This window comes from Lysinibacillus sp. FSL M8-0134 (assembly GCF_038069745.1).
Taxonomy (GTDB): domain Bacteria; phylum Bacillota; class Bacilli; order Bacillales_A; family Planococcaceae; genus Lysinibacillus; species Lysinibacillus irui.
Genome location: NZ_JBBPAJ010000001.1, coordinates 73843 through 90968 on the forward strand (window position 1 = coordinate 73843; position 17126 = coordinate 90968).

The 17126-nt window shown below is 38.0% G+C and carries 19 protein-coding genes; 11 read left to right on the forward strand and 8 right to left on the reverse strand.

Annotated elements, in window-relative coordinates; all coding sequences use genetic code 11:
- The first annotated feature begins 5 nt into the window (after positions 1-5).
- From MKY49_RS00420 to MKY49_RS00430, 3 genes are all read left to right on the forward strand, one after another.
- Entirely contained in the window at positions 6-677 is a 672-nt protein-coding gene (locus MKY49_RS00420) for a response regulator transcription factor (protein WP_274795199.1), read from the forward strand.
- Positions 674-2047 carry a HAMP domain-containing sensor histidine kinase gene (locus MKY49_RS00425; RefSeq protein ID WP_274795200.1) on the forward strand — a complete coding sequence of 458 codons (1374 nt, stop codon included), beginning with the start codon at positions 674-676 and terminating at the stop codon, positions 2045-2047. Before MKY49_RS00420 ends, MKY49_RS00425 begins: the two co-directional genes overlap by 4 nt.
- 74 nt (positions 2048-2121) lie before the next feature.
- Positions 2122-2526, forward strand: a complete 405-nt coding sequence (locus tag MKY49_RS00430) for a hypothetical protein (RefSeq protein ID WP_274795201.1) — start codon at positions 2122-2124, stop codon at positions 2524-2526.
- Between the two features lie 71 nt (positions 2527-2597).
- Here MKY49_RS00430 and MKY49_RS00435 read toward each other — a convergent pair whose 3' ends face one another.
- The gene (locus tag MKY49_RS00435) at positions 2598-2720 is read right to left on the reverse strand and encodes a hypothetical protein (protein ID WP_312507184.1); all 123 of its coding nucleotides are present in this window, start codon (positions 2718-2720) and stop codon (positions 2598-2600) included.
- A gap of 170 nt (positions 2721-2890) precedes the next feature.
- Between MKY49_RS00435 and MKY49_RS00440 the strand changes: the two genes are divergently transcribed.
- From MKY49_RS00440 to MKY49_RS00450, 3 genes are all read left to right on the forward strand, one after another.
- Positions 2891-3604 carry a glycosyltransferase family 2 protein gene (locus MKY49_RS00440; protein ID WP_274795202.1) on the forward strand — a complete coding sequence of 238 codons (714 nt, stop codon included), beginning with the start codon at positions 2891-2893 and terminating at the stop codon, positions 3602-3604.
- 83 nt (positions 3605-3687) lie between these two features.
- On the forward strand, positions 3688-3948 hold the full coding sequence (locus tag MKY49_RS00445) for a metal-sensitive transcriptional regulator (protein WP_004233098.1): 261 nt from the start codon (positions 3688-3690) through the stop codon (positions 3946-3948).
- 126 nt (positions 3949-4074) lie between these two features.
- Complete coding sequence (locus tag MKY49_RS00450) at positions 4075-5379, forward strand: transglutaminase domain-containing protein (RefSeq protein WP_341385376.1); 1305 nt, start codon at positions 4075-4077, stop codon at positions 5377-5379.
- 28 nt (positions 5380-5407) lie between these two features.
- Here MKY49_RS00450 and MKY49_RS00455 read toward each other — a convergent pair whose 3' ends face one another.
- From MKY49_RS00455 to MKY49_RS00485, 7 genes are all read right to left on the reverse strand, one after another.
- On the reverse strand, positions 5408-6355 hold the full coding sequence (locus MKY49_RS00455) for an N-acetylglucosamine kinase (RefSeq protein WP_274795204.1): 948 nt from the start codon (positions 6353-6355) through the stop codon (positions 5408-5410).
- On the reverse strand, positions 6352-7866 hold the full coding sequence (gene argH / locus MKY49_RS00460; RefSeq protein ID WP_322605224.1) for an argininosuccinate lyase: 1515 nt from the start codon (positions 7864-7866) through the stop codon (positions 6352-6354). The genes MKY49_RS00455 and argH overlap by 4 nt, the downstream gene beginning before the upstream one ends.
- Before the next feature lie 26 nt (positions 7867-7892).
- Positions 7893-9614 carry an ABC transporter permease gene (locus MKY49_RS00465; RefSeq protein ID WP_274795206.1) on the reverse strand — a complete coding sequence of 574 codons (1722 nt, stop codon included), beginning with the start codon at positions 9612-9614 and terminating at the stop codon, positions 7893-7895.
- A gap of 12 nt (positions 9615-9626) precedes the next feature.
- Complete coding sequence (locus MKY49_RS00470) at positions 9627-10697, reverse strand: ABC transporter ATP-binding protein (protein WP_274795207.1); 1071 nt, start codon at positions 10695-10697, stop codon at positions 9627-9629.
- A gap of 83 nt (positions 10698-10780) precedes the next feature.
- Positions 10781-11887: an extracellular solute-binding protein gene (locus MKY49_RS00475; RefSeq protein ID WP_341385377.1), complete on the reverse strand. Its 1107-nt coding sequence runs from the start codon at positions 11885-11887 to the stop codon at positions 10781-10783.
- A gap of 197 nt (positions 11888-12084) precedes the next feature.
- Positions 12085-12999 carry an EamA family transporter gene (locus MKY49_RS00480; protein ID WP_322612084.1) on the reverse strand — a complete coding sequence of 305 codons (915 nt, stop codon included), beginning with the start codon at positions 12997-12999 and terminating at the stop codon, positions 12085-12087.
- An 18-nt stretch (positions 13000-13017) separates the two neighbouring features.
- The gene (locus MKY49_RS00485; RefSeq protein ID WP_274795210.1) at positions 13018-13581 is read right to left on the reverse strand and encodes a GNAT family N-acetyltransferase; all 564 of its coding nucleotides are present in this window, start codon (positions 13579-13581) and stop codon (positions 13018-13020) included.
- 145 nt (positions 13582-13726) lie between these two features.
- Here MKY49_RS00485 and MKY49_RS00490 point away from each other — a divergent pair, with 145 nt between their 5' ends.
- The 5 genes from MKY49_RS00490 to MKY49_RS00510 all read left to right on the forward strand — a co-directional run bounded on the left by MKY49_RS00490 (position 13727) and on the right by MKY49_RS00510 (position 17115).
- Positions 13727-14674 carry a carbohydrate kinase family protein gene (locus tag MKY49_RS00490; protein WP_274795211.1) on the forward strand — a complete coding sequence of 316 codons (948 nt, stop codon included), beginning with the start codon at positions 13727-13729 and terminating at the stop codon, positions 14672-14674.
- 20 nt (positions 14675-14694) lie between these two features.
- Positions 14695-15132: a protein-tyrosine phosphatase family protein gene (locus tag MKY49_RS00495; protein WP_274795212.1), complete on the forward strand. Its 438-nt coding sequence runs from the start codon at positions 14695-14697 to the stop codon at positions 15130-15132.
- Positions 15133-15251: 119 nt separating this feature from the next.
- A complete protein-coding gene (locus MKY49_RS00500; protein WP_016992404.1) occupies positions 15252-15455 on the forward strand; it encodes a PLDc N-terminal domain-containing protein in 204 nt (67 codons plus the stop codon).
- Positions 15452-16336, forward strand: coding sequence for an ABC transporter ATP-binding protein (locus MKY49_RS00505; RefSeq protein ID WP_274795213.1), 885 nt, complete (start codon positions 15452-15454; stop codon positions 16334-16336). Before MKY49_RS00500 ends, MKY49_RS00505 begins: the two co-directional genes overlap by 4 nt.
- The gene (locus MKY49_RS00510) at positions 16333-17115 is read left to right on the forward strand and encodes an ABC transporter permease (RefSeq protein ID WP_341385378.1); all 783 of its coding nucleotides are present in this window, start codon (positions 16333-16335) and stop codon (positions 17113-17115) included. The genes MKY49_RS00505 and MKY49_RS00510 overlap by 4 nt, the downstream gene beginning before the upstream one ends.
- The last annotated feature ends 11 nt before the right edge of the window (positions 17116-17126 follow it).

Sequence of the window (17126 nt, forward strand, 5' to 3'; positions counted from 1 at the left end):
GGCAGATGAAAATTCTTGTAGTCGATGACGATATTCATATTTTAAAACTAGTTACAATTTATTTAACAAAGGAAGGTTATCAAGTGTTATGTGCAGAAAATGCCGAGCAGGCACTAGCATTACTTGAAGGAAGTCTACCTGATTTAGCTGTTGTAGATGTAATGATGCCAGGAATGGATGGTTTTACACTAACTGAGACTTTAACACAAGATTATGACATTCCTGTCTTATTATTAACAGCGAAAGGCGAGTTAGAGGATAAAGAGCGAGGCTTTTTAGCAGGATCAGACGACTATGTTGTAAAGCCCTTTGAACCAAAAGAGTTATTATTTCGCATAGCAGCTATATTACGGAGATTGGATAAGAAAAATCAAATAACGATTCAAGTTGGAAATATAGTGATTGATCGCCGAAGTTTTGAAGTTGTAATAGGAGAAGATACTCTTATTCTTCCTTTAAAGGAATTTGAATTACTGGCCTTATTGGCGTCACGGCCCCATCAAGTGTTTACGCGTAGCTATATTATGGAGCAAGTATGGGGCTATGACTATGATGGAGACGAGCAAACGCTGAATACACATATGAAGCGGATTCGCGAAAGAATAAGTAGGTATGACACTGCTGTTGAGATCACAACAGTGCGTGGTGTGGGCTACAAGCTAGAGGAAACAACATGAAGACTTTATACAGTAAATTTGTAGTGACGACAATGCTTGTCATGATTGGTAGCTTATGTATTGGTTTTTTAGCGACGAATACATATTATCATCAAGTGGTAAAAGAAAAAAATGATGCAAAAAATGTTACTATAGCTCAGGATATTGCGCAATATATTGAAACGGCCAAGCCAGAGGATTTAGATCATTACTTGATGACACTGGGCAAAGTTGGCTATCAAATATATGTAACATCAGGTGAGGAAGGGCAATTTTTTGGTGGAGAATATCGAGATAAAACATTGTCAGCATCTGTTGTTGAACGTGTTTTAAATGGAGAAGTCTATCATGGAATGCGAGATTTTCCAAAGGAAACTTTTGTAACAGGCTTTTTTGCTAATGAACTAATTAATACAATTGGTGTGCCATTTACATATGAAAAAAGGCCATACGCATTGTTCATAAGACCTGATATTCGTTTATTATTTTCTGAGGTGCATACGATACTTGCTGGATTAATGCTCGTTATGACCGTATTGAGCCTATTAGCTATGCTAATGTTTGCTAAAGCATTAATTCGTCCAATTACAAAGCTTACAGCTGCAACACAACAGCTTGCACATGAAAAGTTTGACACTGTTTTAGACATTGATCGTGCGGATGAAATCGGTCAATTAGCGGCTAGCTTTAATACGATGACAGAGAAATTACAAGAAAATGATCGTTTGCGGAAGGAATTTATTAGTAATGTATCACATGATTTTCAGTCTCCTTTGTTAAATATTCAAGGCTATGTAGATCTCCTTAAAAATCCTTTGCTAACTGAGCAGGAAAGACAGGAATATGCAGGGATCATTGAATTAGAAACAAAGCGTCTATCTACATTAACCAAGCAATTATTATTACTAACATCGCTGGATCAATCGACAAGAATGGTAAAACGGGAACGATACAGCTTAGACGAACAACTGAAAGAAACAGTACGAAAATATCGTTGGCAAATAGAAGAGGCACAGCTGCAGATATCATACAAGCTAGATCCAATTCATTATGATGGCGATGCAGGACTTTTGCAAAATGTGTGGGATAATTTGTTGACGAATGCTATTAAATATAATGTAAACGGTGGGCAAATACAAATCCAATTACAAAAGAAAACTACCTCACTAGAAATCCTTGTGGAGGATAACGGTAGAGGCATGACTGCTGATCAATTAGCTAAAGTATATGATCGTTTTTACCGAGGTGACGCCTCTAGAACCACGCAAGGAACGGGGCTAGGACTGGCGATTGTCAAACAAATTATAGAGCTCCATGGAGGCACTATCCATATGGAAAGTGCAATAGATGCTGGTACAAAGGTAACTATTGATTTACCCATTTTGTCATAAGGAGTTCATGTAAAGTTCATGTTCACACGATAAACTGCTACTTAGTTGAAACAAGCTTAGGGGGAGTTTATCGTATGGAACAAAAGTGGAGTATACGCCTTATTCGATTAGCAGCCATTTTTGCCTTAATCGGAACATACTTAGGTTCACATATGTCAGGTTCGGGTAGTTATGAGTATAGACCGATACATGCACATATTTTACTTGTTGGTTGGCTGAGTATGTTTGCGTGGGGTATTTTTTATCGAGTTTTCAAAGTGAAATCACAAAAATTAGTAACCATACATGGATGGACAGCTATTCTTGGTGTTTTAGGATTAACATTAGGCATGTGGTTTTATAATATAAATCCATTTAATTTTAGTAGCACGTTTACATTAGTCTTCTTTATTGTAGGTGGAACTACGCTATTAATTAGCTTCGCTTTATTTATTGTCGTTACATTCATGATTAATCAAAAAGTGGATATGAAAAAATAATGAAACCTACCGTGTCACGATTTGTGAAGCGGTAGGTTTTCATGTTTATTGTATAACTACTAGAGATTTTTTCAGCCATTTTGAAGCTCTTGGTAATCTTGTGCACCATATCCCTTTTCTTGCTTACCAAGTTTGTTTTTTCTTAAATGAATCGTGACAAAATTCGACAGAGAGATAACACGATAGTTAAACAATTTACTGTTCCTACAATAATATATGAGGGTTTAATCGGAGAAATATCGATATTATTGATATGTTTTGATGGGATTCATCAGTTGAATTGTTGCTGTTACATGATACTATTTGATATAAGGGAAATTCGTCTAAGGAGAGCCTGTCAACCTATAGATAGGGGATCGAAATAATGAAAAATATTGTAGCTATTATTCCAGCTTATAATCCACAACAATCACTCATTACTTATGTACACCAATTATTAGCAACGACCATTACACAAATAGTTATTGTCAATGATGGGAGTGATCAAAAATATAATGAGCTTTTTGAAGATCTAATGAAAATAGATCGTTGCCAGGTACTGCAGCATAATGGCAATATAGGCAAAGGGGGAGCACTTAAGACGGCCTTTGCCTATTTACGGAAACAATCGAGAATGTATCATGGCGTCCTTACAGTAGGGGCGCATGGCCAGCACACATTACAAGATGTGAAGCTTATTTTAACAATGACAAGGGTGTTTTCTGAAGGTATTGTATTAGGTGTACGTAACTTCCATTCCGTTGATAGTACGTTTCTTTCTTATTGGGGAAACCGTGCAACAAGCCTCTTTTTTGAGCTGCTGTATCATCGAAAATTAATGGATACGCAAACAGGTCTGCGATATATTTCGATAAATGAGCTGCCTTGGCTGATGAAAGTAAAAGGTGAAAAGTATGACTATGATACAAATATGCTAATTGCAGCACTTAAAAGAAAGTGTCCGATTTTTGAGGTAGAGATTGGGCAATTACGTGTAAAAAAGAATACGATTATTCATTACGATGAAATTACAAATGCAGGAACGTTAATTACGAGAATGCTTATGAATTATTTAAAACCAAGGAATAGTAATAGCTAGGTTTAAATTCGAAATAATAAGCTAGGATAAAGATTAATGATAAATATAGAACGTAGCGAGTTTAGAATAAAGGAGCAATGGAAATGGAATATTCAGATCAAGTGAAAAATCGTGTAAAGCGGATGGAAGGTCAGCTACGTGGGATTCTGAAAATGATGGAGGAAGAAAAGGACTGTAAGGCAGTCATTACACAGCTATCAGCAGTAAGGTCTGCTGTAGATCGTACAGTTGGTGTTATTGTCAGTACAAATTTATTGGAATGTGTACAAAATGCTGAAGGAGATGGCGAAAAAATGAATGAGGCCATTCAGGAAGCAGTTAATTTAGTTGTGAAAAGTAGGTAACAGTTATGAATTTGTAGTATGAATAGAATCATAACTTAAAATATACAAATATTAGCAAGCGCAATTGGACCCTTAAGTGAGTTCTTTGTGCTTTTTTTGTATATAATGAAAAGAAGACGGTTGGAGGTGAGGAATTTGTGGAAGAAATTAGCCATTATCGCCATTATTGTTATTTTTATTGATCCCATTTATTCTGCTGGTAAAGCGGTTGTACAGCAGGTGGTGGATTGGACAAATAATGATGAAATTGAAACTATGCTTCTTTCAACAAAGGAGAAAATTGTGGATGTTACTGCTAGACTTTCAGACAATGCCTCAATTGAAACAGCCATACCCATAGAAGATGTACATGAAGCGGAGGTAGCCCCAACAGCTCCACCAATTAAGAAACCAGAAACGAAGTTAGTCGTGACGAATGCCAAGGAAATGGCGGATGCGATGTATTCATATTATAGTAGTTTTTCACCGAAGTTTGAAATTCAATACAAAGGAAATACCCAACGAATTGAACAAATTGTAGAAGAGGCCTACAACAATGCGATTAAACGAGATGACTATGTTTATGGGCATATTAGTAAACATTCAATCCGATATGAATATGGACGGAATAAGGCTACTGTTTTTGGAGAACAGAGCTATTTAATGACACCAGAGCAGGCAGCATATGTGGAGATGAATGTTCAAGATATTATCGCCAAAATAAGTAAAGAATCGATGACAGAAGTAGAAAAGGTACGAGCTGTCAACGACTATATTGTTACCAATACTTCTTATACGGATCAAACAAATTCAAGTCCGCATAGTGCTTATACGGTTCTTGCTGAGCATGGAGGGGTATGTCAAGGCTATGCTTTACTCGCACATTCAATGCTTCAAAAACTGGGCATTGAAACGAAATATATCGTAGGTTATGTCGGTCAAGAGGGACATGCGTGGAATTTAGTCAAACTAGATGGTCAATGGTATCATCTCGATACGACATGGAATGATCCAGTACCTGATCGCAAGGGAGCTATACGTTATCAATACTTTTTGGTAGATGATCGCACAATGGCGAAAGATCACTCATGGATAGCTGAAGACTATCCAAAGGCAACTAGTACACTTTATAATAACTATCATGATATGGATTTTCCAGCACAGGTTGGAGATCAGTTATTTTTTAGTAATATCTCTGATAATAATAAGCTATATGTATTTGATATAAAGACCGGTAAGACGAAGCGTGTCACAGATTCTCGCGCACAATACATCGTTTATTCGGATGGTTGGCTCTATTTTAGTAATTATTCACGAGGGGCATATTTAACGAAAATTCGTCCAGATGGCAGTGGGGAGCAGGTATTAAATAGAGAGGAAACGAAAGATTTATTTGTGAAGGATGGCTATCTATATTTTACAACAAATGAATTAAAGAGAATGGCACTCTAATTTTTCGGTATAAGAAAAGGGCAATGACTTATAAACAGTCATAGGCCCTTTTTGTTCGTTCAATCAGATAAGTAATAGGTTGATGCTGACAAAGCGTAATAGAAATTTGAGGATATGTTAAGGCAATTTGTTCTGAAAAGGTTTTTAAAATGAGTGGATTATGCTTAATGGCGCCTCCATTACAATAAAGTGAAAAAGGACCATTCTGATAGCCAATTTTTTTTACCACGGCACTTGCTAGAAGGGCTAGTTCATGAGCAGCTTGTTGCGAAATGTGAATGGCACAAGCATCTTCTTGTTCGACTGCTTTAGCCACAAAGGAGCCCATCTTAGCCAATTGTGCATTAGTATAAGAAGGCTGAAATAACCATTCCGCTAGCTCAGTTATATCTTGGATACCTAAAGAACGATAGACAGCATCTTTTAATAAGGTTGGTTGACCACGCCCATCTTCCATTTTAAATATAGCCCTTATAACCTCTTGCCCTAACCAATAACCACTCCCCTCATCCCCAGCTCGATGTCCCCATCCCCCAGCACGAACAATTTGCTGTCCATCATAGGCATAGGCGATGGCTCCAGTGCCAGCAATGAGTAATGCACCTGCCTGTCCAGCAGTCACACCAAGTAGAGTAGCTTCTGCATCATTTTCAATAATCAGTGTATCAATTTGTAGCTGTGCGGCCGCAAGAGCCTTGTGAACGATTGCCGTTACCGTTTTATGATCTTTAGGAGAATCAATACCAGCTAAAGCAAAGGTTGCTACAGCAATTTGTGAACGGGGGAATTTTTGCAAAAATGTTTTTATATTTGCTAAAAGTCCCTGTAATATTGCTGTAGCGGATTCGACACCAATTGCTTGATAATTAGACCCCTTAGTGGATGTAGAATAAGGAATGTCACCAGATTCCGCATGAACTAATGCACATGCTGTTTTTGTCGCCCCACCATCAACAATCAGAAGCCATTTCTTCATTGATTCCATTCCTCTAGAAATGTTGATAAGATTTTTTCCGCTTCGATAATGCCATTTTCCTTTAAGCGTACCCATTCATAAAGGGTATGAGTATTCATCTTTGAACGTTCTAGAGCTGCTTTCATAGTGGCTGGAGCTGGACCACCTGGTAATGTTCGTACACCAACGAAAGATTCTGGTTTTAATGTCTTATAAAAGTCCTCTTCTGTAATAGTTAATTCTTTTCCTGTAATTAATTTAGATTGGGTATTAGCAAGGCCCCACGTAAGGCTTGCTAGCGATTCCTCGCCATGAGCAAGTAAAACTTTTATACATTTACTAACAATACTATGTGCTTGTCGAAACGAGATTCCTTCCGAACGTACTAACGTATCAGCAAGTTCTGTAACATTGGCAAAGCTATTTTCCGCACGACTTCTTAACTTTTTCTTATTGACATCCATTGTGACAACGAGAGAACCAAATAATTTGTAAATACCTAGTAAGCGATCGATGGCACGCCATAAATAAGGCTGCATGTCATCCTCAGTATCGACGATATCTCCGAATGGTGTATTATGTACCATCTGTAATACTGTGCCCGCATCGCCAACAACAGCAGATAGTAATGAGCGTGTATGCTCTATGGAAACAGGATTACGCTTTTGAGGCATAATAGAGCTAATTTGTACATACGGACTTGCTAGAGTAAATGCGTTAAACTCCTGTGTAGCCCATAATAAAAAATCCTGAGATGTACGACCAAGATTTAGCGCAGCAAGCTGTACAATACTTGCAGCTTCTGCAATGTAGTCTGCACCTGCAACAGCATCCCACGCATTTTCGATAATGTCATCAAATGCCAGTAATTCACGCATACGTTCTCTACTAATATTAAAGCCTGTCGTCGTTAAGGCAGCTGCTCCCATACTACTACGATTGACAGTTTTATAGACATGCTGCATTCGCTCAAAGTCACGCTCAAGCTGATCAATAACAGCTTTTAAATAATGGGCAAAGGTTGTAGGCTGAGCCTGCTGAGTATGTGTGTAGCCAATCATGATCGTATCCACATGTTCCTCTGCAGCAGCAATTAAATCATCACGTAATGTTAGTAACTCACGCATTAATAATAATAATTTTTTTCTTAATGTCATTCGATAGATGGCGATGCCCATATCATTCCGACTTCTACCAATGTGAAGATTTCCAGCAACATCACCAGCAAGCTCTATTAATTTATTTTCAATGCGGAAAAATAAATCTTCGTATTGGGGACTGTAATCCTCTAAACGATAATAATTTAAGTCTATTTTTTTTAGAGCCGCCCCAATCTGTTTCGCTTCATCTTTTTTTACAAGTCCTTGTTCTTCTAACATTTTTAAATGTGCAATATTAATTTGTAGCATAATGGATAAAAAATTTTTTTTCGCCTCATCATAAGCTGGCTGTAAGACAATTTTTCGATAGATGTTAGAAGGAAAGATCATCCCATCCTCAAGCTGTGTTTTGTTGCGAAAATCTTCAAACATTGTAATGGCCCCCTAATAGATGGCAGCTAGATGGCTGTACCAGCACTGCCCTTTGATAATTTTTCAGAAATAATAAGGACAACTAAAATTAAGCAAATTTGTAAGACACCATAAGCACAGGCGGTCCCAAATTTAAATGCATATAATTTTTGGAAGATTGCTACAGACAATGGAATAGTGGATGTACTATAAATTAGAATGGATGCAACAAACTCACCGAAGCTTTGTACGAGGGCTAAAAGTGTCCCTGCTAATATACCGGTGAATGTTAAAGGAACGACAATACGTCTAAATGTATACCACCAATTGGCGCCTAAGCCACGAGATGCCTCTTCAATCGATTGATCTAGTTGTACAAGAGAAGCGGATGTCGATCGAAAAACAAGTGGTAAATGTCGAATAAAATAGGCTAATGGTAAAATCCAAAATGTACCGATCAATACTTGATTAAAGCTAAAAATACTTTCGGTACTAAAGGCAGCGATTAAATTGACTGCAACTACTGTCCCTGGTAAAGCCCAAGGCACCATAATCAAAATATCGAGTAATGTTTTCCCTTTAAAATTTAAGCGAACCATCGCATACGCTGCGGCTACACCAAAGATAATATTGCCGATTGTTGCGACGACACCCATTTGTATTGAATTCCAAATAGGTCGCCATGTGCGTTCGTCAGTAAAAAGGGCAATATAATGATCAATTGTATAGTCTGTTGGAAGAATTTGTGTCTTCCAAGCACCGTCAACAGAAAAGGATATCAATATCAGAACTAAAATCGGTAAAATTAATATTAATGTGCCAACAAAAGAGGCGATGGTTGCCAAAACTCTTATTTTCTTAGAGGATACCTCTGAACGATGAACACTAATTCCCTTACTGAGATTTTGATAATTTCTCCGATTTTGATACCAACGCATAATGATTAAAAAAGTAATAGACACAAAGGATAAAATCATCGACTGAGTTGCAGCCATCTCAAGATTTCCATTCGTTCGAGATAAATAGATTTGCATCGTCATTGTGCGTTCTACACCAAACATTAATGGAGCAGTATAAGAAGCCATTGAAATCATAAACACTAATAAGGATGAGGCGACAATGGAAGGTGTTAGCATCGGCAAAATAACCTTTGTCCATACGCGAATACGGCCTGCGCCTAAACTTGTTGCAGCCTCTTCTAGAGCAGGATCTAGCCCCTTAATTGCAGCCGAAGCGGTTAAATAAAAGTAGGTATACATCGTGAATGTATGGACGACGATAACTCCCCAAATGCCTTTCAATGAAAATGGTACATGATCTAAACCAAATAAATGCTGAAAGATTCGAGGGAAAATACCACTATCCCCGTACAAGAAAGAAAAGGATAACACACCCACTAGGGGAGGAAGAGCCATAGGAACTAATACTAAAATGGACAGGATCCGTCTACCTGGGAAGTTATAGCGTTCAAGTAAAAAGGCCATCGTTACCCCAACAATTGCGCAGCAAATGACACTAATAATGGAAATGTAGATACTGGTCCATAAAGCCTCTAAGTTTGCAGGGCTAGCTACATTAAAAAACTTCTTATAATGAAAGAGAGCCTCATCACCAGCAAAGCTTTGAATAAACGTTTGATAGAAGGGATAAACCACGTAGGCGAACAACACTAAAAATAGTGGCGCTATTAACACATAGACAAACCAATTGGATTGAAAAATTCGTGTCCAGATACTTTCGTGAGGGGCATTGATAGATTGTTTTTCCATATTGGCTTCCTCCTATTCTCCTAAAAAATATAGTGAGTCATGCGCAATATTGATTGTAATGTCTTCACCGAGCTTTTTTATGTGGTCATAAGAATTGATAATCATTACTTTGAGTGAAAATGCAGTAAAATCCACAATGTAATTCACGCTTATACCTGTAAATTCAACGAAGGTAATTTTCCCTGTTAAGGTGTTATCACCAACACCTAAATGAATAGATTCCGGACGAATTGAAATAAATACTTTGTCTCCAATCATATGCGTTAAAGTTGGAGAGCTTTGTTGCTTTCGCCCAGTAAAAATATGTCCATTGGCTGTTTTCACTTTTATATCTTCGTCATTTATTTCTTGTATTGTGCCTTCGATTAAGTTGGTTTCGCCAATGAAATTTGCTACAAAGCGATCTACAGGCCGATTATATATTTCTTGAGGAGTTCCAATCTGCTTGATATGGCCATTCTCCATGACCATGATTCGATCAGACATAGCCATTGCCTCCATTTGATCATGCGTAACGTAAATCGTTGTCACACCAAGCTCTGATTGAATTCGTTTGATTTCAATACGTGTTTCCTCACGCAATTTGGCATCAAGATTGGATAGAGGTTCATCGAGTAATAAAATGTCTGGCTCAATTACTAGTGCTCTAGCTAAAGCAACTCGTTGCTGTTGCCCACCAGATAGTTCGTTGATTTTTCTGTTGCCATAAGCGGCTAAATGTACTTGTCCTCTAATTCGATCAACTTTGTATTGAATCTCGGCCTTCGAAAATTTACGAACTTGTAAACCAAAGGCAATATTTTCATCAACCGTCATATGAGGGAATAGAGCGTAATTTTGAAATACCATACCGATATTCCGTTTATTTGGTTGAAGTCGAGAGACATCTCGCTCATCAAAAAAAATTTTACCTTTAGAAGGGTAATAAAAGCCTGCTATCATTCTTAAAGTAGTGGTCTTGCCGCAGCCACTAGGTCCGAGAAAAGTAAAGAACTCACCTGCTTTGATTTCCAGGTTTAAATCTTTCACACCATACATTTGGCCAAATTGCTTCGAGACATTTTCGATGTTGACACTTCTCAATGATAAACTCCTCTCTAACAAAGAATCCAGATGATACAGAAAGGTAAAAATTCGCTGCATAAGCCGAATTTTTACCAGTTATACTATTTGCCGCGCCCTTTAATATTGTTATCCCAATACTCCATCCATTCGGCTTCTTTGTCAGACATTAGCTGCCAATCTATATCGAATGTTTTTAAATCTAACTCCTGATACCATTCAGGCATAGAGGCTTTATCAATGTCAGAACGTGTAGGAATTTGATAATAATCATTCGCTAACTGTGTCACCATTTCCTTTTCAAATAGGAATTCTACAAATAGTTTTGCATTCTCTAAGTTTTTCGCATTATTTACAACGGCTACACCATCTACTAAAATAGGTGCTCCACTTTTTGGATAAATATAATCAAAAGGATAATCTGTCGTATATTTCTTTAATAAAATATCTTGAAGATTCCATAAGGAGACACTGCCTTCTTGACGTGTTAGCTTTAAATACAAAGCATTAGGATCCTGTGTATACTCTTTTGTATTTGCGTCTAATTGCAATAACCATTCATAGCCTTTATCTGGTGAATTGGCATCTTGTCGTACAATCATAGAGGAATAAATCGTACGCATTGTCCCTGATGCAAGCACGCCGCGGATTAAAATTTGATCCTTCCATTTAGGATCTAATAGGTCATCCCAGTCCTGTGGTCCTGTTTCTTTTGTCAGTAGATCACTGTTAATCATGATGACTTCTGGTAGCAACATCTCGCCAAACCAACGTCCATCGGCATCTTTATGGGCAGCATCAATGGCATTGATAAAGCTAGGCTGCCAAGCATGCAGTAGGTCTTCATTTGCCCCAACCATGAGTGCTGATTGAGTACCACCCCACCAAAAGTCTGCCTGTGGATTGGCCTTTTCACCACGGAGGCGCTCCAAAATTTGCTGTGCCCCCATTGTTAAAAACTCCACTTCAATGTCTGGATATTTTTCATTAAACTGATCGATCACATTTTGCACCATTTCCTCATCGCGACCTGTGTAAATCACAAGTTTTCCTGATGGCGTCGTAGCTGTTACTTCTGTCTTGTCGCCATCAGCGTTTTTGTCGTTATTTGCTGAATTACTTGTGGAATTTTGCTGTTCCTTGCCGTTACAGGCAGTTAAAACCAAGAGCAGAAAGATAAGGAAAAGACTAAGAATATGGTGTTTTTTCATCAACTTCCCCCTTCTTAAAGTAAGTTACTTGCATATTGCAGTATAATACGAAGGGATATCATTAATGTTAGAATTATTAAAAAATTAAACTTACCTTCATCATAGCGAAGCACCAATCCATTAGCAACGGCATTTTGTAAAGTTAAAAAAACTCCTTGAAAAGGAGTATTCCATTTTCAAGGAGTTTTTTTGACTATTTAAGAATGTACCTCTAAGAAGCTATCTTTTTGTCGACGTTGTGCAACAATCGTTGGTAGCATCATACCTGCAATAACGAGAAGAATCCCGATGATTTGTATAGCTGTTAAAGGTTCATGTAGCACAATAACAGAAACAGTAACTGCAACGGGTAATTCAATGGCACTTAAAATTGAAGCAAGTGCACCACCAATTTGGGGGATGGCTATTGAAAATAAGTATATCGGTAATATGATACCGAAAAGACCAAGGGCTAGTCCAAATTTCCATAAGCCTTGCATAAATAACTTGCCGTTCCAAATAACCTCAGGGCTAAGGAAAATACTTATCATAATAAGGGCTATAAAGGAAACGATTAATACCCTTGATGTTGTTGTAACGCCTTCGACAGGTCGAGAATTGAATTGTATGAAGCAGGCAAAGGTGACGGCTGCCGCAAAGCCGAATAGCCATCCTTGGATAGGGATGCCGCTTAAATCTACATTTAATACACCTGCCGCTAAAATAGTTCCTACAAATAAAATAATGATCGAAATCACTTCAGGGCGACTTGGTAAACGTTTATGTAGTGCACAATCAATCAGCAGACCAATCCATGTAAATTGGAATAGCATGACTACTGCAAGAGAAGCGGGAAGATACTTTAGCGATTCCCCGTATACGATACCTGTCGTCCCAGTAAAAATACCAGCACAAATTAATATAGCTAAGCCTTTTCTGGGGGGCTTTGGTAATTTCCTGTCTGTAAAAATAAAAATAGCTACTACGAGTATAAAGCCAATAATATATTGACTTGATACAGCCTCTGCTGATGTAAAGCCATGTTGCATGGCTACTTTGACAATAGTCGACAAAATACCATAGCTACTAGATGCAATAACGATCAAAAGAGGGTAAAGAAAATTTGTTTTCATATTTTCGTTGTTCACTTCCTAAAACTGTTTCACCATATGATGAAATGGTTCGTCAATTATGGACCATGGCTCGGTAATAACAAAACCTAAACGCTCATAAAGACGGCGTGCATCTTCTTTTTGAGTTTCAACATTTAGTGATAACTTTTTATAACCACGCTGCTTTGTAAGCTCTTCCGCAAACTGTAATAGCAAGGTTCCGATTCCTTTGCCTCGTGCTTGTGGTGATACACATACAGTATCGATATAGGCCTCATCTTCATGGGCTTCTTGATCAATAATGATAGACGGTGCATTTTTTTCTTCTAGCCATTTAACAAGGTTAGCATCCATATCAACGGCTTGTGCGCCAAAATAATAAACGAGAATCCCTAAAATTTGCTCACCTTCAGTTGCGACAAAGGTATTTAAATAAGAATGTCGATTGTCGTCACGTTGAAAAAGAATTGTCAGCTCTTGACTAACGGCTTCGGACGATTGCTCGCCAGTTAAGCGATTTGCAATATCACCAATTGCATCGATTATTAGAGGCACAACAGCATGGGCATCATCTGGTTGCGCTTGTCGAATTGTAATACTCATCTTGAAAATCCCTACCTTTCTATAGGCAAGTATAACAAAGATAGAGAATGACTCAAATTTTCAGACATGCTCTTCAAAGTTAAACCTTTATAGAATGACAATTTTCGTGTTAATCTATAATGACTAGACTTTCAGGAGGACAATCATGACAAAGCAAGAGAAGGATTTTATTTTAGTCTATGGAGATGCTTTTATTGACTATATTGCTGATGATGTAACAAACACATCATTTACTAAATATATGGGTGGCGCAACGGTTAATGTTGCAGCTGGTATTAGCCGTATTGGAGCGCCATCAGCCTTAATTACAATTACCGGAGATGACGAGGGTTCTCAATTTGTGCGTGATGGACTTGCACAAGAGGGGGTAAAGCTAGATTATGCTATATTTAATCCGGCTAAGCGAGTAAGTGGTGTATATGTTCATCTAACAGAAGCGTGCGAGCGAATTTTTAAAGATTATGTCGATGAAACACCGGACTTACAAGTCGAACCATCACAATTAAATGAAGCAGCCTTTAAACACGCCTCAGCTTTAACAGTATGTTCAGGTACTATGTTCCATCCAACAGCACTTGCTACAACTCGAGCTGCTGTAGAAATGGCAAAGGACAAGGGTGCAATTATTGCGATGGATGCGAATATTCGCCCCTTACGCTGGAGTAGTGAGGAAATTTGCCGAGAAACAATAACGTCATTTTTTGAAGATGTAGATATTTTAAAGGTGACAGATGATGAATTATTCTTCCTGACAGAGACAACGAGCTTAGAAGAAGGTATTGAACAACTAAATAGCTATCTTGTCCCTATTATTCTAATCACAGTAGGAGAAAACGGAACTTACGCCGTGCTGAATGGTGAGGTTATCCATGTACCTACTGAGAAAGTAGTGCCAGTGGATACTACAGGTGCAGGAGATGCATTTATGGCAGGTGTATTACGCGATGTCCATTACAATGGCTTACCTACGACGAAAGAAGAACTAGTTCGTTGTACAAGCTTTGGAAATAAATTAGGGGCATTTGCTGCTACGAAAGCAGGGGCATTAACCGCTCTACCGTATTATGAGGATATTAAGCATTTACTGAAATAAACATATGGAGTGGGTAAAGTATGGAAAAAAACTATGATGTTTTAGTAAAAGATCAAATATTCTTTGGTGGTGCAAAGGATGCGGAGGCTGCATTTGCACAAGAATCAGTAGATGTAGTGATAGATGTTCGTGTTAAGGGGCTTTCATCACAAGAGCAAGAAGCTGTATCTTATGCATACAAGCATATGCCTATTGCAGATGAAGATATTGAGGTAGCACCTTCCATTCAACAAGTAGCGAAAGAAATTGCTACAGCCTATGAGGCAGGTAAGAAAGTATATGTCCATTGTGGCAGTGGTGGTGGTCGTGCAGGTGTTGCCGCAACAGCCTTGTTAATGGAGCTAGGAATGGCTAATTCATTAGAGGAAGCGGAAACAGCAGTAAAAAAAGCTCGTCCACAAGTAACCATTCGACCAAAAATGGAAGATGCTTTGCAACAACTATATAAACAAAGCTAGAGATGAAGATGTACCGATGATGGTGCATCTTCTTTTTTATTCCTTGTCATAAAATTGTTCTATACATATTAGAACAAAATTGTTATAGTAAATATATAACAACTAATGGGGTGATCTGTATGATGGAGGAATTAGCGAAGGTGCCATGGGCTGTTATTGCGCCACTTATCATTGTCCAAATTATTTTAATGATTGTAGCACTTATAGACTTACGTAAAATACATGCAACCAACGGTCCTAAAATTTTATGGGTATTTATCATTATATTTGCTAATTTATTAGGGTCCATTGCGTACTTTATTGTAGGGAGAAAGCAGTCATGACAACATTACTTCAAGTAACGGGTTTAACAAAGCAATTTGCAGAGCATAAAGTTGTGGATGATATTCATTTTACTTTAGAAGAAAAGACTTCTACAGCTTTAATTGGTCCAAATGGTGCTGGTAAAACAACGACATTATCCATGTTAACTGGTCTTTTAAAACCTACTGCTGGGAGTGTAAGAATGCTGAATGGGGATGTACGTGCGAATATAGGGTTTTTGCCACAATATCCTCAGTTTCATCCTTGGCTTAGTGCATTAGAGTTTACCGAGATGGCTGCGAGGCTGAATGGTATCACAGCAAAAAAGGCTAAATTGGAAGCACAAAAAACATTGGAGTTTGTAGGGCTAGGAAACGCACAACATAAAAAGATTGCTACTTTTTCTGGTGGAATGAAGCAACGTCTAGGTATTTCCCAGGCAATTGTGCATAAGCCTAAATTACTGCTATTAGATGAGCCTGTTTCAGCATTAGATCCTGTTGGTCGTAGGGAAGTCCTCGATTTATTAAAAGGATTGCAACAAGAGACAACTATTTTATATTCAACACATATTTTAAATGATGCCGAGGAAATGACAGATCAGTTATTATTCTTGCAGGATGGCAAGCTAGTAGAGCAAGGAACATTACGTGAGGTACGCCAACGTTTTGATGAGCAAAGTTATGTAGTTGAATTTAATAATGAAGAAGAGGCAAGGCTATTTGCAGGCCCAACAGAAAGTGTAAAGGGATGCTATGTGTATATAAATATTTTGAATGAAGAGCCAACGATGAAGGAGTTATTGCACCGTTTAAGTATATGCCCATATACGATACGAAAAGTGGAGAGACAAACAGCATCTTTGGAGGAAATTTTCATGAAGGTGGCGAAAAAAGCATGAGGGGATTCAGTGTACTTCTAAAAAAGGAATTTAGAGAGGCTTGGCGGAGCTGGAAATTTCTATGGATACCTCTTGTGTTTGCTCTGCTAGGAATGAGTGACCCGCTGACAAATTATTATATGATGGATATTTTAAATGCTGTTGGGAACGTACCTGAAGGCTTTGAAATGTTAGTGCCAGAATTAATGCCAGTTGACTTAATACAAGCTTCTATAGGACAGTTTCAAACAATAGGATTGTTAGTGATGATGGCTACTTTTGTGGGTATTATTAGTAAAGAACGTGCTAGTGGGATGGCTACCTTATTATATGTCCGCCCCATTTCTTTTGGCGCCTATTTTATGAGTAAATTTATTGTTATGAGCTCAGTTGGCTTTGTAAGTATTTTAGCTGGCTTTGCGGCGAATATCTACTACACTAGTATCCTATACGGAACTTTAGAAGTTGGGTCACTGTTTGCAATCTTTTTTACGTATTATGTGTGGCTACTATTCGTCATCGCTGTAACCTTAATGATGAGTGCTAGTTTTAAAACTATTATAGCTACGACATGTGCCTTTACGGTTATCTTTGTAGGACAAATAGTAGATATGATAGTGGGTCTTTTTTGGACAATATCTCCTTGGAAATTAGCGAGCTATGGAACTTTGCTAGCTCGAGGCACAATGGCGATGTCCGATTACTGGTGGAGCCTGATAATTACTGTAGCACTGACAATGCTCTGTATTAGTATTGGGATCCTCATGATGAAGAAAAATGCGCCTATGACAAAAATATAAAGAAATAAAAA

Bases quoted from the DNA above. Each gene is read 5' to 3' on its own strand.
- MKY49_RS00420 (WP_274795199.1), top strand. From the start codon at position 6: ATGAAAATTCTTGTAGTCGATGACGATATTCATATTTTAAAACTAGTT.
- MKY49_RS00425 (WP_274795200.1), top strand. From the start codon at position 674: ATGAAGACTTTATACAGTAAATTTGTAGTGACGACAATGCTTGTCATG.
- MKY49_RS00430 (WP_274795201.1), top strand. From the start codon at position 2,122: ATGGAACAAAAGTGGAGTATACGCCTTATTCGATTAGCAGCCATTTTT.
- MKY49_RS00440 (WP_274795202.1), top strand. From the start codon at position 2,891: ATGAAAAATATTGTAGCTATTATTCCAGCTTATAATCCACAACAATCA.
- MKY49_RS00445 (WP_004233098.1), top strand. From the start codon at position 3,688: ATGGAATATTCAGATCAAGTGAAAAATCGTGTAAAGCGGATGGAAGGT.
- MKY49_RS00455 (WP_274795204.1), bottom strand. From the start codon at position 6,355: ATGAAGAAATGGCTTCTGATTGTTGATGGTGGGGCGACAAAAACAGCA.
- argH (WP_322605224.1), bottom strand. From the start codon at position 7,866: ATGTTTGAAGATTTTCGCAACAAAACACAGCTTGAGGATGGGATGATC.
- MKY49_RS00465 (WP_274795206.1), bottom strand. From the start codon at position 9,614: ATGGAAAAACAATCTATCAATGCCCCTCACGAAAGTATCTGGACACGA.
- MKY49_RS00475 (WP_341385377.1), bottom strand. From the start codon at position 11,887: ATGAAAAAACACCATATTCTTAGTCTTTTCCTTATCTTTCTGCTCTTG.
- MKY49_RS00480 (WP_322612084.1), bottom strand. From the start codon at position 12,999: ATGAAAACAAATTTTCTTTACCCTCTTTTGATCGTTATTGCATCTAGT.
- MKY49_RS00485 (WP_274795210.1), bottom strand. From the start codon at position 13,581: ATGAGTATTACAATTCGACAAGCGCAACCAGATGATGCCCATGCTGTT.
- MKY49_RS00490 (WP_274795211.1), top strand. From the start codon at position 13,727: ATGACAAAGCAAGAGAAGGATTTTATTTTAGTCTATGGAGATGCTTTT.
- MKY49_RS00495 (WP_274795212.1), top strand. From the start codon at position 14,695: ATGGAAAAAAACTATGATGTTTTAGTAAAAGATCAAATATTCTTTGGT.
- MKY49_RS00500 (WP_016992404.1), top strand. From the start codon at position 15,252: ATGATGGAGGAATTAGCGAAGGTGCCATGGGCTGTTATTGCGCCACTT.
- MKY49_RS00505 (WP_274795213.1), top strand. From the start codon at position 15,452: ATGACAACATTACTTCAAGTAACGGGTTTAACAAAGCAATTTGCAGAG.
- MKY49_RS00510 (WP_341385378.1), top strand. From the start codon at position 16,333: ATGAGGGGATTCAGTGTACTTCTAAAAAAGGAATTTAGAGAGGCTTGG.